A 23,291-nucleotide genomic window follows, 5' to 3' on the forward strand; every position below is an offset into this window, starting at 1 on the left:
CCCCCAACCCGACGGCCCTGCCCGAGGACGTGACGGTGGAGTTCATCTCCACGCCTTCCGGCGCGGCCATCTACGATGGGGAAGCCCAGATTGGCACCACGCCCACGAAGCTGATGCTGCCCCGTTCGAAGGACACGGTGCTGCGCTTCAAGCTCGCCGGCCATCAGGACGTGGAGCGGACGCTCAACTACAGCCGGAGCGCGGACTCGACGGTGCGGCCCGTGGAGGTGCGCCTGGAGCCGGTGCGCGTCGCGGCGCCCCGGCCGACGAAGCCCACGAAGCCCGCCAACAACGGCTCCGACCCGGGCATCGGCGTCTTCGAATAGGACGCGGGTCCGATTCCCTCCGCCTCCACATTCAGAAGCCCAGCAATCTTAACGGGTTGCTGGGCTTTTCTTTGCCCGCGTTACCTCATGTGCCCTCAGTGCGGCCCTTCAGCACGGCACTGGGAGCGCCTGTGCCTTCGGGTAACAGGTGGGCATGGCGCCAACGCGGCCGAGGGAGGGCAAGCCAGAGTTCCTTCCCACCGCGACTCACTTGCGGCCGTCCAAGAGAAGGCACCTCAGTTCGTTGACGTTGCCGCAGGAGTCAAAGCTCCCATGGAGCGGCTGCTGACGCCGACGCCCATGCGTCCCCAAACCCCAAGGCGCGTGGCTTCACGTCAGGCCCTGGCGACCCATGCGCCGACGCGGTAACTTGAATTACAGACGTGGATGAACCCGCAGTTGCAAGGCTTCATTCTTTGCTCCATTCCACCGCGAGAAACCCGCCCCGTCAGCTCTGGGTTACGTGCCACGTCCGCAAGGGAAACCGCCGTCTCCCACATCATCAACATCACCGCTCCACGTGGCGGCTGCCCAAGCGTTCTGGCGCTCTCCATCGGTGGAGGTGTGATTCAAGACCCATCCCATCTTCCCTCTCCTTGCGGAACCTGCCCCCCAAGAGGCCAACACATGTCGCCTTTTCTCAAGAAGCAATGGCTCATCCTCGGTGGAGGCGTGTTCGGAACAGGCCTGATGGGGGTCTGCGTCCTCCTCGCAAGCGCGCCGGCCGCATCCGCGCCCCCCGTCACGACACCGGGCACCGGAAGGATGGAAGCCGTCGCGGTGGTGAACGGGCGGGAGGTGTCAGGCCAGAGGTTCGAGCGATTGATCGCCGCACGGCGGACAAAAGCCCGTTTGAGCAACGGGCTCATTCCAGAACCCATCGATCGCGCCCTGAGAATTGACACGGCTGAGCAGTTGATCGACGAGCATCTGCTGGAAGAAGCCGCATCGGACCTGGGCCTCATGGTCCAGGAAGAGGATGTGGACCGAGGCCTTGAGGCGTTCAAGAGAAGCTTCGACACCGAAGCAGACTTCAATCGCTTCGTGGACGAAGCACCCTTGGGCCTCTCCGAGCTCCGGCGGCGGATGCACAGCCGCTTGTTGCAGGAACGTGTAGCGGAAATCGAGGCAGGCCCTGTCTCCGACGAAACCGTCAAGGCGTTCTTCGAGAGCCAACCGGAGAGGTTCGCTCCCACTGACCCGTCCCAGCCTCTGCCATCGTACCTTGAGGTCGAAGCAGCAGTACGTGCGGAATGCCTGTCGTTCATGAGGCGCCGTCAACAGGCAGCGTTGATGCAAATGCTGCGTGCCCGAGCACATATCAGCAGCCCCCTGTTGGACAGCCTGGGAGCGCGGTCAGAAAACGAATCCGCCCTGCGTGGGGAATGGAAGAAGTCCAGTACCCTTGTTGGCGAGGCCCAACCCTCTCCCTCACAGCGACAAGAATCCACCTTGTCGGGAACCAAGACGAGGGACCTCTAGGTGCACCTCAAGCCCCAAGACGCAAGACATCTCCCGGTCCTGCTGATTGCCGTGCTTTTCGCGTTGAACGCACAGGCCGTGACCACCAGTTATTTCAACTACACGAACGTGGTCAAGGAGGAGTACACCAACGGCTGGCAGGCAACGAGCGCCTATATCATTCCAAGCAATCTCAATTGTCGGCGCACTTCCTTTACGCCCCTCAGCCCTGAAGTTCCCATCTCAAGCCACAGCAATGATCCTCGGGCCCCTACCTCCACCTCGTCCATCCTCTACTGGAACACCAATGACTGCAGCATCAAGCAGGCATCCAATGGCCTATGGACCGCGTACTTTCACTTCCAGGCCCGCTCCCTGAAGGATCTCGGAACCCACGTCATCCGCTGCGACGGATATGCCTCACATATCACCACCTGCATCTCAGCGAACAACCCTCCCTGCAACATCCAATGCAACCCCTATCAGACGATAGAGGCCGACGCGGTGGAATGGAACATCAAGGTCATCAACATTCCCCCGATTGCCGCACCCGCCTACTCGCCCGCGGCGTTGGCCTGGAACTCCACCGTGACCTTGTCCGCGAACGGAAAGGATCAAGACAACCCCTACTCACAAGACACCAACAAGTACCGTTGGGCGGTTGTTTCGCGCCCACCGAACGCCGTCGCGTCCCTGGTCAATGGGGATCGCGCCAACGCAACCATTGCCTTCAATGATGAGCGGAATCTCGGGCTTTGGGTTTTCAAGCTCGAGATGGACGACAACGAGGGACAGATCGTCGTCAACAACAACGCGATCCAGTTCACGGTCCCCAATGCCGAACCCAACTTCACCATCAGCGGCGCCCAACAGGTTCCCGTAAAGCATCCCATCCAGCTCGGCAGCAGCAAGCTCACCGATGATGATGGTGGGGACCTCACCTTCACCTGGGACATCCTGAAGAGCCCCTTGCGCTCGCCCGTGCGCCCACGGAACGGCTACGCCACCACGCCCAGCATCAACATCCCCACGACCCAGGCCGATGTCGGTGAATGGATCTTCCGACTCTCCGCCAAGGACAACGAGGACGCCGTCGTCGCCATGACCGTCACGGTCCTGGTCGTCGACAGCCTTCCGCGCATCGCCTTCAGTGGGGCTTCCAGGGTCACTGTCGGGCAGAGCCTCCTGGTCGAGACCACGGTCCTCACCGACGACGACGGCGGCAATCTGAGCTTCAGGTGGGAAGCCGTACAACAACCCGGTGCATCCGGCCCAGCACTTCCCTCCGTCCTCTCAACGACGTCGATGGTGAGCACGGGTGCGCTCTGGGTCCCGGGCACGTGGATCGTCCGGCTGACCGCCATGGACGATGAAGAAAACTCCGTCCAGTCAGAGTTCAAGGTGCTGGTGGACGCAGAGCCCTACGTCTCCGTCACGGGCTTCAATGGCGAGGAGTACGAAGGTGTGCAGCTCGTCACCCACGTGGGTGGAACCTTTCCCATCCTTTACGGCCTGGCCGAGGATCCTGACTCCACCTGTCTGGGTCTCGCCCATCGCTGCCATCGAACGGATGGCCGGACTGTCTCCCTCTCGCCAGGCATTGTCAGCTACAAATGGTACATTACAGATCTCCCGCTGGAGGCGAACTCCTACGGCCCTCCGGGAGTCACCTATTATTGGGGCCCCGTGAGTGACACCTTCAACGGGGTCACGGACGATGCCCCCACGCTCAACATGATGTTCGAGTACCTCCCCGAGGGGAGCTGGACCTTCGACTTCTGTGCCACGGATGGAGAAGGCAACCAGACCTGCGCATCCACGCAAGTCCTGGTACAGCAAGCCCCCGTGCCCCCAGAAACATCGATCCTTTCGGACCTGAGCTATGTGGGGCAGGTGGTGACGACTTCCCTGGAGGGAGTGCTGCCCCGGGAACTCAGCTTCACAGGGCACGCCACCGACTGGGACAACGGGTTCTCCTATTACCAGGGTCACACCAGCCCCACGGAGCAACTCGCGCCATGGACCGGCATCGTGAGCCACCGGTGGTCCGCCATCCCTCCCTCCCCGGACTGTCCCGTCCCTGCCCTGGGTACGGGAACGACCCTGACGCTCTACCCTGCGGGCACCGTCCTCGCCCCGGCGTGCCTGGGTCGATGGCGGATCCGCTTCACGGCGACCGACGATGACACGCTGCCGCTCAGCTCGACCGCCGAGTATGTCTTCACCCTCAAGAACTGCTCTTCGAAGGTCTGCATCGACACTCCCCGCTCCGCCATGCCCGCGGTGCTCTCATCCGGAGGACAGGGGATCCTCATCGGTTATCATGTCGACGCGGCCCTCTACGACGAACTGATCTTCGGCCTGGGCGTCTCCATCCGACTTGAGGTCATCAAGATTGGGGATGCGCTGCCGCTCTACACTTCGACGAGCGGCAACCTGAACCAGAGCGGGCGTGGACGGATGTTGTTGGCCTACTGGCCCGGGACCACCCAGGTGGGAGCACCGGTGCCGGAAGGGCAGGTGTTCAGCTTCAGGCTGACACTCCTTGACGCCGCCGGGAACGGCCTGGAATCACAACTTGAATACGGCGCCATCCGCTCCGAACCCATGAAGATTGTCTTCAACGAGCCACCGACCCGCTACCTGGCACAACATGCTTCGGGCTCCGTATCCTTCACGCTTTCGGGAGCTCAAGGGGCCGTGGATTCTTTCCGGGCGACGATTCGTGACTCGGCGGGTCGGGCTGTGAAGACAATCTACCTGATCTCTTCCGCCACCTCGGTGGCGGTTTCCGGGCTCTCGCCGGCTGGCCACTATACGCTTGAAATCGCGGCCGTCCGGGGAGGCATCAGCTACACCCTGTCGACCCAGAAGCTGACCGTCTATCAGTACCAGCTCCAGTTGGGCAGCCAGACGCCCCAGTTCGTCGTCGTCAACAACGATGATGACAACTTCAATGGGGTGATGGATTCAGAGGAGGCCCAGCCCGCGGGCGATGATGAACTCGCGGAGATCAAGCTCGTGATGAATCCACCCGTGCCTGGAACGTTGAGCCTCGAGCACACCTTGGAGCCCGACGCGATCCGATTCTGGACGACCCTCTCCAAGACCCAGGCGTTCGCCATCCCCAGCACCCTGGCCCTGCCCGCCGAAAGCGCCCCTCCGTCGCTTTTCATGGAAGCCCTGCGGGTGGGGAGTGGCGAGCTCCGACTTCAGTTCACCACCACCGAGGGGATCACCCTGCCCACCAGTACCCTCAAGGTGGAGACGCACAAGATGGAGATTGTTCAGGACTCGGATGACGATCAAGTCGTCGAGGAAGATGACGCGACCCTCTCATTCCTCCGCGCCGGCCGTTGGGACAACGCCTATGACGGCACGCTCAACGTGCTCAATGGCGCGGACCCGAACCACTTTGTCGCAAGGGACCCTTCACGGTTCTATCTCCGGGCACGAGGGCCGCGCTTCGCCACGAACGCCAGCACTGCGGAAACGCTCGGATTCCTCTTCAACTCCGCCCGTGGCTCCACGCAGTACGAGGGAGTCCAGGTTCCACTCGTGGAAACAGGGAGCGGCACTTCGGTCCTGGTCTCACGCAGCCTGATGATGACTGGGTTCGACATCGAGGGGATTCCCAGGGCGGATACGGATGACGGCTTCGCCACGCATGATGGCGTCAGCCAGGTGGTCGCTGACAATGCGCCTGGAGACCGGACCTTCCGCTCCAGCATCCATGGAAACGTCAGCTTCCAGCCCCTGCTCGCCGGCTTCAACCAGAAGTGGCGAATGCCTGTCTGTGGGCCTTCACGCAGGAAGATGGAGATGCGCATCCTCGTCTTCCTCGAGCCCTTCCAGGACATCGGTGTCGATCCGGATGGAAACCCCGCGACGAACGACCAGTTTGGAAGACTGAACGCGACGTTCGACTATGTGGACGTCAACCAGAACGGGAGTCATGACCTGGGAGAGCCGAGCGAGCCCTACGTCGACCTGAGTGAAGGGGCCACGACGGCCCGCACCGGAACCCACAGCGCCACCCTCAGTGGGCGAGGGCCCATCACCAGCACCACCAACGTCTTCCAGGATGTCCGTCAAACCAACACCCTCTGGTCACCAGCGTGTCTCGAAGCCACCGTCCCGGGTCAGGTCCAGTTCGTGGACGCGCCGACGTACAACTTCACCAACATCCTCGCGGACGGTGTCATCACCAACGCCGAGTTTGGCGCCATCTACGAGAAGTTTGGTGACACCATGACGGAGGACATCGTCGACGTCTTCTACGGGACGCGAATCGAGGTCCACCGCGCGGATGGAACCGTGGTCCCCGCTGGGGGCCACGCCTTCCCCCCGCTGTACCAGACGGCCCGGGTTCCCCACGGGGAGAAGCTGTTCGTGCTGATCCAGAGTGACCTGCCGACCTGGCCGGTGCTCGCCCATGAGCTCGCCCACATCCTGACGAACACCGCAGACTCGCCGGGGTCCCCAGCGTTCTTCTATCCGACCGTCGAAGGCCATTCCTTCACCCAGATCAACTCAGGTCGGCGCATGCCCTTGTGGGTGGAAACCGAAAGCCGGATGACGCGAGCCGCTGGAGATATGCTCGGCCATGGGAACCGGGTCCTTAAAACGTACTGAGAGGGATTTCTGTCATGCGACTGCGCATCATCATCGCCCTGGTCGTACTCGCCGCCGTGGCGGGACTGATCCTCTTCCTGAGTCCCGCCGGCGTGTCGGGCCTCCCCACGTCGGGGGACCGGGGGCCTGACGCGGCCATACGACCTTCGGCTCCGCCGCCCGGGTCCCCTCCATCCTCCAGACGACCCGCGGAGACCTCGTCTCCCGGAGAGCGTGTTGCCCGTACCGATGCAGGAACCTCGGAGTGGGCCTCGCTGACACCAGAACAGACTGTCGAGCGAATGCTCCATGCGAACCACGGTATTTCTGAGCTTTCGGGCGAGGAGATGCGCCAATCCTGGGAGGCGGTCCGACGGAATCCCCAACCCCATCTGCCATACCTGCGCTCCCGTGCCACCCTGAGCCAGCTCGACGCCGCGCAGGACCCCCTGGCGTTCCAGGCCTCATTGAAGGCCATCAGCTACCTGCTGGTCCTGGGACAAGACGCGGAACGTCAACAGGTCGTGGAGTTACTGCGCGAGGTCCAGCGGGAACAGGATGTGGTTTCCGCACAAGTCGCCACACTGGCCCGAGGCCGCAACATCGCTTCGATGTCTCCGGACGAGCAGCCGGGTTATCGGGCCCAGGTCGTTCGCATGAACCGGCTGCTGGACGCGGAGGGGTTCATCGTAAGAGCCTTCGCGGCAGTAGGGGATGCGCGTCTGCGCGATCTCCTCCTGCCGCGTCTTGACTCCAGCGAACTGCGCAATGGCTACATCGACTATCTCACGACGACGGGACTGCAGGACCCTGTCGTCAGGGCTCGCCTGAAAATGATGCTTGAAGGCTCGCCTTCTCCGGTGACGGAGCAACATCTTCGACGCTTCTTCGCCCAGCCCCAGAAGTAGTTTGGAATTGCCCCCGTCAAATCGGACAGCTCAGGAGTGCGGAAGAGGCCCATCAGGCGCCCCGTCAAGGTCTGCCTGAACAGGGCGCCGCTCCCCTGGCCGCACTGCCTTCGAACTCCGGAGTGCCGAAGCGGAGGGCCAGCGGGCGGCAGGGAGTGTCGGACCCGGACGGGGCGGTCCACGCCCCGAGCGCGTGGTAGAGCCGGCCCTCGCGCCGCTCCAGGTAGAGGATCATGTTGAGCGGCCAGCCAGCGCCCTGGAACAGATGCCGGTCCATGGGCGTGGGCTCCTGGCTCACCCGCAGGCCGCGCTCATGGGGCGGGCCGATGCGGTGCCAGTCCGGGTGCAGGTGGATGGAGCCGAGCACCTCCAGCCCCTCCGCCTCCGCCTCCTCGGTGATGCGCAGCAATTCCCGGGGCTCGCACCAGTAGCCGCGCCGGCCATTGGCATAGCAGGCACCGAAGCGCGGGATGATGGTGGCGCCGAACTCCTGGAGCACGGTGTCGTCCGTCTCGCGGATGTTGGCGGCGAAGCGGACGCGCTCCACCCGCATCGCGTCGTCCACGAAGCGCCCCAGCAGGACGGCCCAGCTCCGGGGTGGCAGCTCCGGGGTACACGCCAGGTATTCGCGGGTGGCGTCCGCGAGGAAGTCCGACAGCACGTCCGGGTCCAGCAGCACGAGCTCCGGACTCATTCCGGCGTCTCCAACGTGGGGCTGGGGAGGCGGCCCTCGGCACGGTCCTCGCGAAGTTGGGTGATGAGGCCGCGGGCGACGCGCTCCTCGAAGGCGGCGGTGGCGTCCGGCGTCCAGGTGTAGAAGCCCTGGCCCGACTTCAGGCCCAGCTCGCCGCGCTCCACCTTCTGCGCGAGCACCGGGGGCACCGGGCGTCCGGCATTGCGCATGACGCCGGTGACGAGGTCCAGCCCCGCGAGATCCAACCGATCGAAGATGCCGGACACGCCGAACCGCCGCCCGATTCCCTGCGTGAGCACGCGGTCCACCATCTCCGGCGTGGCGACACCTTCCTGCACCAGCCGGATGCCCTCGCCGATGAGCGCCTGCAACAAGCGCGGGCCCACCGAGCCCGGCACGTCCTTCGCGAACACCACCGGCGTCTTGCCCACCTCCTCCAGGAAGCGCCGCACGGTCTCCACGACGTCGGTGGCCGTCTTCTCCCCGGGAATGACATCCACGAGGGGAATCAGGTGCGCCGGCAGGTAGTAGTGCGCCGCGAGGACGCGCTCGGGCCGGGTGCAGTCCCGCGCCAGCGCCGTCACGCTCAGCGCGGTGGTGTTGGAGGCGAGCACGGTGTCCGGCGCCGCCAGCCCGTCCAGTTGACGGAAGACCTCCTGCTTGAGCACGAGGTCCTCGGGCACGGACTCGAGGACCAGGTCCTGGCCCACGGCGGCCTCGGCGAGCACCGTGGTGCGCCGGATCCGCCCGAGCGCGGCCTCACGCCCTGCCGGCGACAGCAGCCCCGTCTCCACCAGCAGCGCCGCGTCCCGTTCCAACTTCACCCGCGCGCGCTCACTGCTGTCCGGACGCGTGTTGAAGAGCACCACCTGCCTGCCAGCGATGGCGAGCTCGAGCGCGATTCCGCACCCCATGGCTCCCCCGCCCACCACGCCAATCCGCATCAGCCGCTTGTGTCCCATGGCGGCGCAGCGTCGCCGCAGCCGCATGACGGAGGCAATCCCTCCATCACGAACGCGGAGCGTCAGAACGATGCGGTGAAGGTGCGTTGCAATTGTTCATTCCGCGGCCTCCACCGCATCGCGTCGTCAGCCGTAACGGAGCGCGCATCGCCTTGAGCCGCCCGATGCCCTCCTGCCGTGGGAGACCGGGTGCTCAGGGCGGCGCGGGGACCGTTGGCGGAAGGTTGGCCACATAGGAGATGTAGACCATGCCGCCGCCTCCGACGAAGTAATCAGCGCCGTCCTTCCTGGGCTGGACCAGCTTCACGTCGACCCAGCCTCCGACGTTCGGTGGAAAGAGCCAGGCCCAGGGGCTGACGTGGGGGACATCGTAGGTCCCCGCGTTCTGTGCCAATTGGATGTGCCCGCCTCCGTCCACGTTGAAGATGATGCCCTGGTTCGCGCAGGCCACTGACGCCTGGGTGATGTTGACCCCCGCGGAGGGAATCAAGTGGATCTGAGGGTAGACCTCACCGGCCGCGGGCGGCGAAGCCTTGAGCCTCCCGTTGTAGTGATCGAGGCAGACTTCCAGGCCGAAGCGGATCCCCGCCATGGTGAAGTGGCCTCCACCGCCCAGGCCGGACGCACTGTTTTCCTTTCCGCGCCCGGGAGCGTTCGTGCTCTTGGAGAGATGATCCCTCGAGCCCTGGGTGGGCCTGAGCACGCTCATGCGTTGATCCGGCGTGTTCGCCAGCCCCAGGCGGTGATCGGGCCGATTGACATCCCAGTTCGTGAATTCGTTCGCGTAAACCATGGTGTTGCAGTTGGGACATACTTTAGCGGTGTACGCCTTGGGGCGGATGAAGTCGACGCGTGAGATGTATTCCTTGAAGACCAGCCTGGCGTTGTCCTTGTCGTCCGCTTCAGTCCCACCTCGCTGGATCAGCGCGACATTGAAAATCTCCTTGGCCTGTCCGTCGGTCAGGTAGCCCAGCGCCGATCCGAAGACGAAGAGCCAGTCCTTGTAGGCCGGGGAGTGGGTCCACTGCCGAAGCCTGGGCAGGATCGTCGACACCTCTTCGATGGGATAGGCGCCGCGATCGCCACGGAAGAAGAACTCCGGTGCCATGAAGATCTTCAGCGTGTTGCTGCCTGCGATGGTCACGCTCTTCGCGGCTGCCCGCACCGCATCCATCATGACCTGACAGCGCTTGGACACGTCGATCTTGCTGTTCGTATTACCCAGGTACTTCAACTGGAAGGGATTGGTGGGATCCGCATCCCCCGCGGGCATCGTGTTGATGGAGAACCCGAGGAACTGAACACTGTTGTAGGCCATGAACTCCTCGACGGCGCAGCCGGGTGAGACGTCGCGGGACAAGCTAACCGCGAATTCCCGGAGCCGCCAGCGCCCCGGTACGCAAGAACACGCAGAAAGCCGACTGCGGCTGAGAGCCCTCAGGGGAACCGGTAGACGGTGACGCGCATGCCTGTTCGTCTCAACCCCTCACCGGAAGCGCGGGAGCTGAATCGCATCGGCTCAACCCTTTCACGCGACAGCCACCTTGACGCTCACCGGACAGCCTGGGCGTTCCTCAACTGCTTCGCCTTCGCCGCCTTCTTCACCGCCCATGCTCAGCGCGCGATGGGTAGCACGCCGAGGCTGCGGCGCCCCGTCTTCAGGCCGCTTCGACGCGGTCGCAGTAGGCGGCGAACGTCTTCTTCCAGGCCGGGCGCGCGATGCAGCGCCTCTGGAAGGCGAGCACGTTTGGATGGTCCTTGACGAGACTCTCGTCGATGCCGGCGCCCAGCACATGCGTCATCAAGATGTCCGCGACGGTGAACGCGTCGGTCGCGACGAACTCTCTGCCCGCGAGCCAGCCGTCGAGCTGCTTCAGGCGCATCTCCCCCCACTGGTGAAGCGCATCGCTCCCCTTGGTGCCCTTGCCGCCGTTCAGGTCGACGAACCACGCGGTCAGGACCGGGACCTCGATCGTGTTCAGCGCCGCGACGCACCAGCGCAGCACCTGCGCTTCGCCGGCGAGGTCGCGCGGCATCAGTTTGCCGCTCTTGCGGGCAAGGTAGAGCAGGATCGCACCCGACTCGGTGACGACCACGCCGTCGTCGTCGATCACCGGAATCTGACCGAATGGATTGAGCGCGCGATACGCGGGCGTATCGAGGTCGTGCTGCGGATGATCCATCCCCACGACCTCGTACGGCAGACCCATCTCCTCCAGCGCCCACAGGACGCGCAGGTCGCGGGTCTTGCCGCGGGCCATCTTGTTCACTCGGGAGAAGCCGTAGACCTTGAGCATGCGCGCATCCTACTTCGCGCGCAGGGGGTTCGTGCAGGTCTCTGTCGCTGCTGGCACCAGACGTGGCGGACTGCGGGCCCCTGGCACTCCGGAGCCCGCCTCCCGTGCTTCAAGACATCACGGCAACGCGCCACCGTTGATCCAGCTCGAGATGCTGGTCAGGTTCGCCCCTGGCAGCGTCCCACCGCCCAGCGGCATCTGACTGCCCGACCCGTTCGCCGGCGCCGTCAGGTGCGTGTTGTTGAGCTTGTGCCACACGTAGCTGTTGTTCACGCTGAACGGCTCAATGCGATCCAACGTGCTCTGCGTGGCATTCCCGTTGAAGAGCTGCACGTAGGACACGCCAGCGGCCAGGCTGAGACCCGCCGGAGGCGCGCCGCCCGTGTGACAGGCGGTGCAACTCGCATTCCAGATGGGCTGGATGATGGACGTGTACGTCGTCACGGGCGTGGTGCCACCGCTCACGTACGTCCCGCACAGTTGCCCGTTCCACCCGGAGCCGGCGCCATAGGTGTCCCCGAAGATCTGGAGCAGCCCGGGCTGGTGCGGCCCCACGCTGTCCCAGAACAGGTCATGCGTCTTCTTCGAGTGGGGCATGACGTGCTGCACGCACACCCGCGCCTCGATGCTGCCCATCCGGTTGATGAACTGCGTGGACGCGTTGAACGCCAGATCCGGATCCAACTGCGAGATGTGGCACGTGCGGCAACTGCGCCCCACCAGGTCCTTGTACGTCTGCGCCCTCAAGGGCTCCGCCGGTACGTTGCTCCAGAGCGGCACCACGTAGGCCTCGTTCTGGATCAACGCTCCGCCCGTGTACCAGCCGTTGATGAGCTCCGTGGTGGCCGTGCCCGGGGCAGTGGGCACCACGTAGTTGAGGTTGAGCGACTTCATCTCGTCCTGCATGTCCGCCTTGGTGAAGCCCGCCACCGTGGAGAACTCGTACGACTGCAGGTCGAACGGGAGGAACCTCGAACCGAGCTTCACCGACTCGCGGTCCGGGAACGCCGGGAAGCCGGGCGCCGGGACGTCACCATCCGGGTACACGCCGTTGTGACATACCATGCAGAGCTGGGGGATGGGCCGCGTGCCCAGGTTGTCCAGGTTGGCCTTGCCCACGCGCGTGCCCGCCGCGTCGTAGACGTAGAATTTCACCACCCGCTGGGGGTCGTCGAACTCGTCGGGGTTGCCGAGCTGCGACTCGACGGGTGAGAACTCCATGGCCACCGTGGCCACCGGCGTACCCGCCAGGCGAGCCTCCTCGACGTCCGCGGAATCCGCCGTGTCGATGGTGCCGTAGTTGGCGACGTAGCAGGCCACCTCGTCCTGGCCGAAGAAGTCCAGGCGCTTGGTGCAATGCATGTCGCGCCCAAAGCCCAGGTCCACGTGGTTGGCGTAGACGGCGCGGACCTCTCCGGTGGGGAAGCCGTTGTGGGTCTTGAAGTCGGCCAGGGTGAGCCGCTTGATGCGCGGGTCCACCTGGTCGTAGTAGTTCTGCGACGCCTGCTCGAGACTGTTCTTGAGCAGCAGGTCCGCCGGGTCCGACACGTCCAGTTCGTCCAGGTCGATGGCCGCGAACGAGTCCAGGCCGTGCAGGAAGTCGATGGAGGGCGGCGGGATGACGCGGTCCTCGAACACCACCTCCGTGGAGCACGCCGCGTAGGGGAAGACCGGCGCGTTGGGCGTGGTGGGGTTCTGCGCCCCGCCAGTGTTGACCACGAACGTGCCGATGGGGACGTTGCCCGTCTGGCGGATGGGCACCAGGACGATGTTGGTGTTGGTAGGCAGGTTGTAGAGGGCGTGGATCTTCGCCACCGCGTTGTCGATGACGACGGTGCGGTAGACGGGCGCCGCGCCGGCCGGCATCGGGATGGCGATCTCCAGCGAATACTGCGCGTCCGCCAGCGCGGTGCTGTCGATGCGCACGCACGCCTGGTTGTTCTTCAGCAGGTCCATGTTGAAGGTGGAGAAGTGCGGCGCCTGCGCCACATACGCGGTGCCCGCGGCGTTGAGCGTGGCCGTCAGCTCCTCGTTCCAGACGCCCGCCGTCTCGTCGAAGTAGAGGAAGGGGATGGTGGGCGGCAGCGCCGCGCCCGTCGCCAGTTGCGTGGGGTCCACCGCCACCGTCACCGTGGCCGTGACACCGGGCTTGAGGTTGTACTTCGTGTTGCCGCTGGTGATGGACACCGTGCCGGCGCCGTAGCTCTGCGCCACCAGCGTCTGCCCGCTGAGCGCGCGGGTGGTGAAGTCACCCGGCATCTGCGCGGACTTCAGGTCGATGGTGGTGAGGGCAATCTCGACGTTGCCCGTGGGCGCGCGGCCCAGCGAATCCACCAGGCCGTTGGCGGGGATCTGCACGCGGATGCCCGGGCCACAGATGGGCTTGGGACGTTCCGCGGACGGCAGCGGCAGGGAGACCTGTTCCAGCGGCGGGGGGAGGATGTTGCCCTTGCCATCCTGCCATTGTGGGGTGCGTGCAGCGGCGTACTTGCCCGTCCAGTCGAGCTGCTCGCTGGGCCGGCCCGGACACTCCGAGCTGCTCCGCTGGTTCGTGAGGTCGATGGCCAGGGTGGGGTTGACCACCGTCACGGTGGCGCGCTGCATCTTCCACCGACCGCCGGTGATGCCGCGGTCGTAGATCTGCGACACCGGGCCATGGCCCGCCTTGCGCAGGTTGAAGACATAGCGGTCCGCGTCCCGCGCGAAGACCCGGAAGAAGCCGGAGGCGTTGGTCGTCGTGGTGTTGGTGCCAGCGCTGGTGATGATCTCCACCTGCACGGCGGACAGCGCGGTGCCGGCCAGGTCGGTGACGAAGCCGGAGTAGAGGACGAAGGCCCCGTCGGTGCGCAGCGACAGCGATTGCTCGTCGTAGCCGCCGTGGCCGTCGTACACCAGCACGCGCGCGGTGTAGAGGCCGCGCACGGCGGGCAGCGTCCACTGCACCTGCGTGCCCGAAGTGGCGCTGAGCGTGCCCGCGCCGGGGTCCAGGCTCCACAGGTACTGGAGGGGATGGCCGTCCCGGTCGCTCGCGCTCGCGGCGAGCTTCACCACGGCACCCGGCGCCACGGACTTCGTCCAGCGGCCGCCCGCATCGGTGGCGACCAGGGGCTTCACCCTCGGCGGGAAGTTGCCGAAGCGCAGGTCCACCTGATGCCAGGGAATGCCAGCCAGGTTGGCGGCGGGGAGGATGGGCTGGGTGACCTCGGCCTGCTCGAACCGGGCGCGCAGCGTGACGGACGCCGCCTCCGCCACCTGCGGTAGGAGGTACTCACCGAAGTTGTTGATCTGCGTCTGGTACACGATGCCGCCAGCGCTGTTCAGCAATTCCAGGCGGGCCACGGCGTTGACGCTGTCGAGGGGCGACAGCTTGCGCGGCCTGGAGCCGTCCGCCAGCGACACCTTGCCCCAGACGCTCGCCGTGGTCGTCGTGGTGGCGATGGGGATGAGCACCGTGCCCACGTTCTTCATCCGGGCGGTGACGTTGAAGGCGTTCTTCGTGTCACAGCCGGAGACGAAGCCCGGCGCGCTCCAACACACCTCGAAGCGGCTCTTCGCGTTGGCGGCCAGGGTGAAGCGCCCGCTCAGGTCCGTCTCACGGGGCTGGGTGGTGGCGCCGGTGGAGAGGTCGCGGAGGTAGACCTTCACGCCCGGCAGGTACACGTCGTGGCGGGCCATCCGCTGATCATCCCCCACCCGGGCCGCGATGTAGCCGCGCACCAGCGGCGACAGCGGCGTGACGGCCTGGGATTGCTGGGCCGGGGATTCGGGTGTCGTCGGTGCCAGGGCCGCGTCCTGCTCGCCATTGCAGCCGCCCAGCCACAGGGCCATCAGCAGGGATGCCCCCGCCACGGTTCTCTTGTTGGGTTTCACGCGTGCCACCTTCCAATGGTGATGCACCGCCAGGCGGGCGCCCCAGGTCCATCCCATGCCGCACCCCCAGCGACTCAGGCGCAAGTGGTCACCAACGCCTGCGCGACACCATGCAGCGAATGGGTGCAATGGTAAATGTGAGAAAGGATAACCATGATAACCAGATAGACCAGATTGTATGACAAGTTGATGATTCCTCTCTTTGGCGAGGAATGATGGCGTGTTGATGGAATTGGGAGGGGGAGCGCTCCGTCGACCGGACGCGCTCCTGAGACAACAGGGCGACGCCGAGGCCGGCGCGCCCGCGCGGACCTCCTCGATGCGCTGGACGCGGAGACCCAGGAAGAGGACCCTCGGCCCGAACGGGGAGGCCGTTCCCACCGGAGTCGCCGGCAGCCCATCTCCCCATCACGTTTCCGTAGGTGACCCCCATGCATATCGCGAACATCGGATGGGACCGTCTTCACGACGCAACGCTGCTTGACCTGACCATGGACTGGGCGTCGGGCGAAGCTCACGTTCGCGTGCGCCTGAGCGAGGAGGCTGCACGCGGAGCCGAGATCGTTGTCACGGGATCGACGCTGCTCCGGTGTCCCCGAGAACAGCCTTGGGGACCTGGCGTGTCGATCAACGAAGCTCGCCTCCTGGCACTTCAGGGAGAGCGGAAGCGTCTGGAGATCGAGGTTCAGAGCGGAGATGTGATCGAGCTCGAAGGTGGCGCGATTGAACTCCACGTCGAGGGTTGACCCCCGGCGGATGCAAGGACCTTACTGCCTTTCACGAAGCCCCCTCAGCCACAGGGGGCCTCATGCCTTCGGTTCACGGCGTGAAGGTCCGGACGCGGAGGATGCGCGGGAGGTAGGGGCCGGCAGGGTCTTGCTCGAACATGGCCACCACGGGCTGACCCGACGTGCTCAGGGCGAGCGCCATGTCCCCGTGGACATCCTCGCCGCTCACCGGGGCAAAGGTCGTGTCGAAGGGACTGACGCGGCCGTCCACTGCGACCCATGCCGCGCCGTTGAACTTCCGGATGAAGCGCCTCGGCTCGTAGTACAGCCCGCCTTCGACGAGGGCCACCGTCGGCGTCCCCATGGCATCCATGCGCAGCAGCGGCGGGCCCGCGTCATGGGGCATGCCGGGCCAGCCCTCCAGTCCCGTGGGCGCGACAGGCACCCAGGCTCCGCTCTGCTCACGCACCACCTTGACCCGCCCAGACTCCAGGTAGGCCACCCACGGCGTGCCGTCCACGGGCGACAGTGCCAGCGAGGGTCGCTCCGACATACTGGACTCGCCGTTCGGGACGGGCGTTCCCACGCGCACCCACTGGTTCGCCTCCCGGCGGAAGACATGGGTCTTCTCGAAGATCGTGAAGTCCCGGCTGCCATACCATTCGTCCCACGCCACGACGATGCGGTTGGACGGATCCACGGCGATGACGGGATGGCGGGTATGCTCATTCCAGTCCGACGTGCTCTCCGGGATGTCGCCCAGCGAGACCCAGCTCGTGCCGTCGAAGCGGAAGACGGAGATGCGCTCGTTCTTCTGTGCCCGGTCGTACATCACGGCCGCGAGCACGGGTCGGCCCTGGCCATCCATGGCGGCGGCCACCGCGAGGGCGTACCGGCCCTCTACGCTCACGGGACCTCCCACCTCGGTCCAGGCCGTTCCGTTCCAGCGTCGGACCCGCACGTGCGTGCCGGAGATCGAGGGCGTGGAGTCGAGGAACGTCACCACGGGGGCGCCCGTCGGATCCATCAGGAGCGTGGGGTTGCCCGCCCGGGTGTCACTGCCCAACGAGCCGCCCAGCCTCTCGTAGGCGCTGCCCGTCCACCGGGCGACGTAGACGTTGAGGGTGCTGGTGTAGGAAGGTCTTTCCTCCCAGGCGACGAAGGGGCGGTTGTTCGCATCCAGCGCCAGCGAGGGCGCGTCGATGGGGTCCGCAATGTTCGAGGCCTGCGGGCTCAAGCCCAGCCACTTCCACTTGGAGGCCGTCACCTCGATGGCGGACAGCACCGCGGGCAGCCCGTCCGTCATCAGGTCCAGGTTCAGCGCGCCATCCCGCACCGCGACGTCCATGTTCAGCGTGTACGCGCGCAGGGGAATCTGGAGGTCCTTGTACTGCGGTACGAACGTTTCGCCCTCGGCAAGGATGCGCATCTCGCGGTTCGTGACGGTCTCGTCCGGCTCCATGAGGAGAAGCTGGACGGTGTAGATGCCCGGCCCCGGCACCGGGATTTCGTAGGAAATGCCCGTGTTGTGCCACCAGTCGCCCATGCGGACCGACTGGTACAGCGAATCATTCGAGGTTCCCGCGATGGGGTCCGTCACCTGGAGCACCTGGCCGCCAACGTAGCCGCGGTCCGCCTCCCAGGGCCGGCCATTGATGTCGGTGAACGCGCCCCCGCCCACGTTGATGCGGATGGGCAGTGTCACCGTCGTGACGGCCTGGTCATGGTTCTGGAGCGTGGGCTCCTCGTGCTGGAGCGTGGGCTCATCGGGGCCCTCCGCCCCGCCGCAAGCGGCCAGCAACGCGGTGCCCGCGAAACCAAGCAACATCCTGCGGGAAGCGCTTGCGCGCGTCCCGGGGCTTTTCCTGTGCATGTGTGTCCTCGTGCCCCCGAAAGAAGGGCTTGAAGGGGGCTCCGGCGTGGCGACCCCCGCGCGAAGACACGAAAAACCCGCGCGAAAATTCATTCAATGGCTGGCGGCTCGGGCTCCAGGAGGTGGGGGGGCTCCGACTGCCCTTCGTCTCGAAGCCTGAGCGCGCGGTCGATGCGCGCGGCGGCACTGATGAGGCCGAGGTGGCTGAAGGCCTGCGGGAAGTTTCCCAACTGCTCGCGGGTCAGCGGGTGGACTTCCTCCGCCAGCAATCCCAGATGGTTCGACGCCTCCGCATGCGCGACGAAGACGTCCTCGGCCTCTTCGATGCGGTTGGCCAGCGCCAGCGCCTCGGCCAGCCAGAAGCCGCAGAGGATGAAGCCTCCCTCCGGCCCCCCTACCCCGTCATCCATCCGGTACCGGCGCAGGAACGGGCCCGCGCCCAACTCCTCGCGCAGCCAGTCGATGGTCCTCAGGATGTACGGGTCCGTCGCCCGGAAGCAGCCGACGATGGGAAGGAGCAGCAGCGCGGCGTCCGGCTCATTGCCTCCGTAGGCTCCGACGAAGTGCTTGCGCGCCGGGTCCACGCCGTTGCGAAGGATGTCCGCCCGGATGACGTCCGCCAGGGCGGCACTGGACTGCTCCAGCGCCGTCTCACCAAAGAGCCGTGCCAGGTGCTGTCCCCGGCGCAGGGCCAGCCAACCCATGAGCTTCGAATGGACGTTGTGCCGCATCTCCCGGCGCGGCTCCCAGATGCCGTGGTCGGGCTCGCGCCAGCGGCGGGCGGTGGTCTGGATGACCGAGCGGAGCAGCCTCCAGGTGCGCAGCGGCAGCCGCCCGCCGGAGCGCTCGTAGAGGTACGCCGCGTCGAGCAGCGCACCCGCGGTGTCGAATTGGAACTGGTCCCTCGCGCCGTTGCCGAGCCGCACCGGCCGCGAGCCCTGGAAGCCGGCGAGGTGGGTCAGCTCCGTTTCCGGCGGCACGGGGCCACCGTCCAGCGTGTACATCACCTGAAGCAGGTCACCGCGCTGCAACGTGTCGCGCATGAAGTAGAAGAACTCGCGCGACTCACCCAGGAAGCCGAGCAGGTTGGTGGCGCGGACCGCCATCGCCGAGTCGCGGACCCAACTGAAGCGGTAGTCCCAGTTGCGAGGCCCCCCAATCCATTCAGGGAGCGAGGTGGTGGGCGCGGCCACCATCGCGCCCGTGGGGCCGTACATCAGCAGCTTCAGCGTCAGCGCGGAGCGCAGGACGTGGTGCCGCCACGGCCCTTCGTAATGGAGCTGTTGCGCCCACTGACGCCAAGCCTGGCGGGTATCCCGAAGGTGATCGAAGGGGCGGTACGCGGCAAGAGGCTCCGGCCGGTCCGAATCCCACGACAGGATCATCCAGCGCCGCTCGCCCGGCCCCATCCGGATGCGCGTCTGGAGGCCCGTCTCTCCCCGGCAGGGTTGGCCGCGCAGCTCCCGGCAAGGCCGCCATTCCGCCTCCCCGCTGAGCACGGCGACCAGCCGCTCCCCTCCCGACCCGCGTGCGACGAGGCCGTGCTCCTCCCGCTCCACCCGCGTCTGCGACGCCCCGTACCCGAAGCGCGGGTCGAAGACGATGTTCAGCTCCACCGAGCCTTCGAGACACTCGATGCGCCGGTGCACCTCGTGGACGGTGGAGCGCGGGTCGTTGGTCCACGGCATGAAGTCGATGATGCGGATGGCCCCCTTGCGCTCGAAGCGGAACAGCGTCTCCAGGACGTTGGTGTCCGGGTCGTAGCGCTGCAGGCTCTCGAAGGGCCACACGACGGGAGTGATGCCGGTGATGCCGCCCTTCTCGTCATCGAGGATGCCCGCGAAGACGCTCGGGCTGTCGAAGCGGGGGAAGCAGAGCCAGTCGATGACGCCGTCCGGTCGGACGAGCGCGCAGGAGCTTCCGTCGCCAATAATCCCACGGCCCGCCAGGGGCACCTCCCGGTAGGACGCCGGGTTGGTGAACCGGAAGGGGCGGGCCATCCGCTTTGCGGCGCTGTAGAGGTCCATGAGGGGCTCATCCAGGTTTCATGTCGGCGTGGAGGCCCACGAGTTCCGGTGGCGACACGGAGGGCCCGCGGCGTGGAAGCTCCACCGTGAAGGTGGCTCCACGCCCCGTCTCGCTTTCGACCCGAACCGACCCGCCCAGCCTTTCGACGAGCTGGTTCACGATGTGGAGGCCCAATCCCAGCCCTCCATAGTGGCGCGACGACACCGCGCGCTCGAAGGCCCGGAAGATCCGCGCGTGCCGTTCCGCTGGGATTCCAATGCCTTGATCCCTCACCTCCAGGCGGGCCGTCACGGCGTCGCCCTCGACCCGGATTTCAATGGGCCTGCCCTCCCCATACTTGATGGCATTCGAGAGCAGGTTGGTGACGATCTGATCGAGCCGCGAGCGGTCCCACACGCCCGGCATCGCAGTGTCGGCGTGAACCCGGAGCCGGGTTCCGGAGGTGGCCAGCTCGGGGGCGAAGCGTGCCGCGATGTCCCGGACCAGCGCGGCGAGATCCACCTCTTCGAGTTCCAGGTCGAGCCGTCCGGCATGGATGCGCGAGACATCCAGCAGCGTGTTGACGAGCTTCGCCATCCGCTTCGCCTGGCGTTCGATGACTTCGAGCGAGTGGGTCACGGTTTCCACCGGCGCGGTTCGGAGCGCTCCCGTCCGGGTGAGGCGCATCAATCCCTGCACGGACAACTGGAGGGATGTGACCGGGGTCTTCAGCTCGTGGGAGGCAATGGAGAGGAACTCATCGCGAAGTCCAATCGCCATCTGGGCCTGTTGATAGAGGCGGGCGTTGTCCACGGCCATCGCCGCGCGGCGGGCCAGCTCCTGCGCGAGGGCGAACTCGGCCGGGCCGTAGCGGCCGCCGGCCTCCGACCGGGCCAGGGTGATGGCGCCGAGCGTATGGCCTCGTGCGAGCAGCGGGACCGACATCCAGGATTCGAACTCGACGACTCCCGCCCCCCCCTGCCCGTCTCGCATGCACCCCAGTGCCGCGGAGGGGCAGCCCTCCGGGAAGAACTCTGGCTCGCCGAGGCGGAGCACCCTTCCGGGCCCATGTGCCGCATCGAGGTCGGGTGGCGAGCAGAGGATCTTCGCTGGCGACATGGCGCGAAGCGCTTCGGAGCGGGCCTCGGTGATCCGTTGGAAGGAATGGTCCGGGTCCAGGAGATCGACGGTGCACCAGTCGGCGAACCGCAGGACGGTCAGCGCGGCCACGCTCCGCAGTGCGTCCTCTGGGGCGAGCTCGCCGGCGAGCAGACCGGAGGCTTCCGCCAGGAACGCGGATCTCGCCTCCTGATCCTCGGCCCGGGCACGCGCCTGCTGCTCACGCTGAAAGGTCTGGTCGCGCTCCTGCTCGGCCCGCCGTTGCTCGGTGATGTCGATGCCGGTGCCGATGACGTACTCGACCGCCCCCGTCTCGCCGCGGAGGACGTTGCTGGACCAGGAGATGAGGCGACGCTCTCCCTGCCGCGTCAGCCAGTGGCTCTCATACTGTTCATGCCCCTGGCCCGCCGCGAGCACGGCGTAGTTCGCCTCGACCCGCTTCCTTTCCTCCGGAGGCTGGAGCCGCTTCCAGAAATGCGCGCCGCGGAGTTCCTCGAAGGAGTAGCCCGTCATCTCCTGGCACGCCCGGTTGAAGCGGACGATCCGTCCATCCGGATCCAGGACGATCACCAGCGCGCGGGCCGTGTCCAGGACCGCCGAGCTGAAGTCACGCTCGCGCTGGAGGTCGCGCTCCGTGCGCTGCCGGGCGGTGATGTCCCGGAAGTAGACGGCCCGCCCATAGTAGACACCGTCCGCGCTCACCACCGGGGCGTTGTACTGGTCGAACACCCGGCCATCCTTGAGTCGAAGCTCGTCGTGTCCCGACGTGTGGATGTCTTCGAAGAAGGAGGCTGCGCGCGCCAGGAGCCTGGCGGGCTCCTCCACGAGCTCCGAGATCGCACGGAGCAGGAGCTCGTTCGACGCGGATTGGATCTCCTCCTCCAGTCCCCACATCTCCACGAAGCGCCGGTTGTGGGTGAGGATCCTCCCGTCCGGAGAGGCGATCAGGATGCCCTCGACGGAGGCTTCACTCAGGGACTCCAACAGCGTCTTCTGCTGGTGGAGATCGCGTTCGCTGTCCAGGGTCCGCGCGAAAAGCTGCCGGTGGATGAGCGCGGTGCGCAGGACGCGTCCAAGCCGCTCCACCATGCCGCGGTACTGACGCGGCAGATGCGGCTCGCGGTCGAAGTACAGCAGCAGCGCGCTGGAGACATGCCCGGCGCCCGGCCCGGAGTCCGCGATGGGAACCGACCAGCGCACGAGTCCCGGCGATGCCAGCTCCGGATAGGGCAGCTCCGGCTCGCCAGGCCCGCGCTCCAGCGGGGGCTCGGAGGAACCCGGAATCGGGAGCTGGCGGGATGCGGTGGAGAGCCCGCTCGCGCCCTGGAGACGGACCCGGCCCTGCGCATCCGTCTGGAGCCAGAGGGCGACCATGCACCCCAATCGCTCCGCGACCCGGTCCAGGAATGAGTCGGCGGGCTTGTTTGGATCCAGCAGATCGAGCGCCGCGACGGTGAGCTCCTGGAGCACGCTCAGCAGCGCGAGGCGCTCCTCGGTGACCTTGTGGTCAGCGTCCGCGCAGTGCTCCTCCATGCCCCACCTCGTCCCCTCACGCCGGAAAGGCGAGCACCACCGCCGTTTTGTTGTGGAACTGGGGAACCCCTCCCCCCAGGGCTCCCACCTCGCCAAGGGTCAGACAGCCCACGACCGGGACCCCCTCCCCGAGCGCATCCTGGAATCTCAAGAGCTCATCCCGGACCCCCTCGCCCAGGATGAGGTAGCGGGAGACGCAATCGAACACCACCGCGCCGCCCAGCGGGCCAGGGGTTCCCTTCCGGGCCATGGCGGCGGCGCCGGCCGCCGCGTCGAGCAGGTCCGCGCGCGCACCCTCCATCACCCGGACCAGCGAGCCGTCCGGTATCTCCGCGACGTAGCGGATGGAACCGTCGGACTCGACGGAGATGGGGTCACGGATCACGAACTCTCCGCTGGCCTGGGGAATCCCCAGCGGGTGGGTCATCGCGAAGCGGGTGAAGTCACGCATGTCCAGCTCGACGCCCCGGCTGGAGGCCGTGCGCCGGTAGACATCGAACGCGCTCTCGTAGTCGAGTTCGATGGCCGTCGTACCCCGGGCCTTCGTGACCTGGGTCGGTGGGCCATATGGATACCAGCCATGCTGGATCCCGACGCCGATGGGCTCCTGGGCATCAAAGGCAATCACCACCACCTGGTCCCGGTAGGCCTGCCCTCGCGTGAACTGGGCCGTCTTGACGAACCGGAGGTTGTTTCCCGCGCCGCCTCCCGCCCAGCCGACGCCCGCGCCCGCTTCCTGCTGGGCCCCTCGCACGACTTCTGTCGGGTCCCCGCTCAGGGCGTCCGGGAGGACGATCAGCGCACGGCGACGTCCAGGCGGCAGAGGGGGCAACTGTCCGACGGCCCGTGCCACCGCGGTGCGCCCGGCGGCTCTGGGATCCTCGCTGACGGGCCCACCC

The 23,291-nt window shown here is 66.3% G+C and carries 14 protein-coding genes; 5 read left to right on the top strand and 9 right to left on the bottom strand.

Annotated elements, in window-relative coordinates; translation table 11 throughout:
- The 4 genes from D7V88_RS20605 to D7V88_RS20620 form a co-directional block, all read left to right on the top strand.
- Window positions 1–326, top strand: a 326-nt coding sequence (locus D7V88_RS20605) for a PEGA domain-containing protein (protein WP_120542358.1), incomplete at its 5' end; no start/stop codon positions are given.
- 627 nt (window positions 327–953) lie between these two features.
- Entirely contained in the window at window positions 954–1,808 is an 855-nt protein-coding gene (locus tag D7V88_RS20610) for a SurA N-terminal domain-containing protein (protein ID WP_158625117.1), read from the top strand.
- The gene (locus tag D7V88_RS20615; protein WP_147448789.1) at window positions 1,809–6,422 is read left to right on the top strand and encodes a hypothetical protein; all 4,614 of its coding nucleotides are present in this window, start codon (window positions 1,809–1,811) and stop codon (window positions 6,420–6,422) included.
- 14 nt (window positions 6,423–6,436) lie between these two features.
- Window positions 6,437–7,309: a hypothetical protein gene (locus tag D7V88_RS20620; RefSeq protein WP_147448790.1), complete on the top strand. Its 873-nt coding sequence runs from the start codon at window positions 6,437–6,439 to the stop codon at window positions 7,307–7,309.
- A gap of 64 nt (window positions 7,310–7,373) precedes the next feature.
- Here D7V88_RS20620 and D7V88_RS20625 read toward each other — a convergent pair whose 3' ends face one another.
- From D7V88_RS20625 to D7V88_RS20645, 5 genes are all read right to left on the bottom strand, one after another.
- The gene (locus D7V88_RS20625) at window positions 7,374–8,003 is read right to left on the bottom strand and encodes an MPN domain-containing protein (protein WP_120542362.1); all 630 of its coding nucleotides are present in this window, start codon (window positions 8,001–8,003) and stop codon (window positions 7,374–7,376) included.
- Entirely contained in the window at window positions 8,000–8,992 is a 993-nt protein-coding gene (locus D7V88_RS20630) for a 3-hydroxyacyl-CoA dehydrogenase family protein (protein WP_244238279.1), read from the bottom strand. The genes D7V88_RS20625 and D7V88_RS20630 overlap by 4 nt, the downstream gene beginning before the upstream one ends.
- Before the next feature lie 166 nt (window positions 8,993–9,158).
- Window positions 9,159–10,283 (bottom strand): hypothetical protein, encoded by a 1,125-nt coding sequence (locus tag D7V88_RS20635; protein ID WP_147448791.1) that lies wholly within the window; start codon window positions 10,281–10,283, stop codon window positions 9,159–9,161.
- A 340-nt stretch (window positions 10,284–10,623) separates the two neighbouring features.
- Window positions 10,624–11,262: a glutathione S-transferase family protein gene (locus D7V88_RS20640; protein WP_120542364.1), complete on the bottom strand. Its 639-nt coding sequence runs from the start codon at window positions 11,260–11,262 to the stop codon at window positions 10,624–10,626.
- 117 nt (window positions 11,263–11,379) lie between these two features.
- Complete coding sequence (locus D7V88_RS20645; protein WP_147448792.1) at window positions 11,380–15,132, bottom strand: hypothetical protein; 3,753 nt, start codon at window positions 15,130–15,132, stop codon at window positions 11,380–11,382.
- Window positions 15,133–15,563: 431 nt separating this feature from the next.
- Between D7V88_RS20645 and D7V88_RS20650 the strand changes: the two genes are divergently transcribed.
- On the top strand, window positions 15,564–15,878 hold the full coding sequence (locus tag D7V88_RS20650) for a hypothetical protein (RefSeq protein ID WP_120542366.1): 315 nt from the start codon (window positions 15,564–15,566) through the stop codon (window positions 15,876–15,878).
- Window positions 15,879–15,951: 73 nt separating this feature from the next.
- Here D7V88_RS20650 and D7V88_RS20655 read toward each other — a convergent pair whose 3' ends face one another.
- The 4 genes from D7V88_RS20655 to D7V88_RS20670 all read right to left on the bottom strand — a co-directional run.
- A complete protein-coding gene (locus tag D7V88_RS20655) occupies window positions 15,952–17,688 on the bottom strand; it encodes a malectin domain-containing carbohydrate-binding protein (RefSeq protein ID WP_158625118.1) in 1,737 nt (578 codons plus the stop codon).
- Window positions 17,689–17,822: 134 nt separating this feature from the next.
- Entirely contained in the window at window positions 17,823–19,760 is a 1,938-nt protein-coding gene (locus tag D7V88_RS20660) for a glycoside hydrolase family 15 protein (protein ID WP_120542368.1), read from the bottom strand.
- 7 nt (window positions 19,761–19,767) lie between these two features.
- Window positions 19,768–22,392, bottom strand: a complete 2,625-nt coding sequence (locus D7V88_RS20665; protein WP_120542369.1) for a PAS domain-containing sensor histidine kinase — start codon at window positions 22,390–22,392, stop codon at window positions 19,768–19,770.
- Between the two features lie 16 nt (window positions 22,393–22,408).
- Window positions 22,409–23,291: FIST signal transduction protein (locus tag D7V88_RS20670; RefSeq protein WP_120542371.1), on the bottom strand; the 883-nt coding region annotated here is incomplete at its 5' end.

This window comes from Corallococcus terminator, from assembly GCF_003611635.1.
GTDB lineage: Bacteria > Myxococcota > Myxococcia > Myxococcales > Myxococcaceae > Corallococcus > Corallococcus terminator.

Excerpts from the sequence above, each read along its gene's own strand:
- D7V88_RS20640 (WP_120542364.1), bottom strand. The coding sequence starts at position 11,262 with ATGCTCAAGGTCTACGGCTTCTCCCGAGTGAACAAGATGGCCCGCGGC.
- D7V88_RS20655 (WP_158625118.1), bottom strand. The coding sequence starts at position 17,688 with ATGTTGCTTGGTTTCGCGGGCACCGCGTTGCTGGCCGCTTGCGGCGGG.
- D7V88_RS20620 (WP_147448790.1), top strand. The coding sequence starts at position 6,437 with ATGCGACTGCGCATCATCATCGCCCTGGTCGTACTCGCCGCCGTGGCG.
- D7V88_RS20635 (WP_147448791.1), bottom strand. The coding sequence starts at position 10,283 with ATGGCCTACAACAGTGTTCAGTTCCTCGGGTTCTCCATCAACACGATG.
- D7V88_RS20665 (WP_120542369.1), bottom strand. The coding sequence starts at position 22,392 with ATGGAGGAGCACTGCGCGGACGCTGACCACAAGGTCACCGAGGAGCGC.
- D7V88_RS20660 (WP_120542368.1), bottom strand. The coding sequence starts at position 19,760 with ATGGACCTCTACAGCGCCGCAAAGCGGATGGCCCGCCCCTTCCGGTTC.
- D7V88_RS20630 (WP_244238279.1), bottom strand. The coding sequence starts at position 8,992 with ATGCGGCTGCGGCGACGCTGCGCCGCCATGGGACACAAGCGGCTGATG.
- D7V88_RS20610 (WP_158625117.1), top strand. The coding sequence starts at position 954 with ATGTCGCCTTTTCTCAAGAAGCAATGGCTCATCCTCGGTGGAGGCGTG.
- D7V88_RS20625 (WP_120542362.1), bottom strand. The coding sequence starts at position 8,003 with ATGAGTCCGGAGCTCGTGCTGCTGGACCCGGACGTGCTGTCGGACTTC.
- D7V88_RS20650 (WP_120542366.1), top strand. The coding sequence starts at position 15,564 with ATGCATATCGCGAACATCGGATGGGACCGTCTTCACGACGCAACGCTG.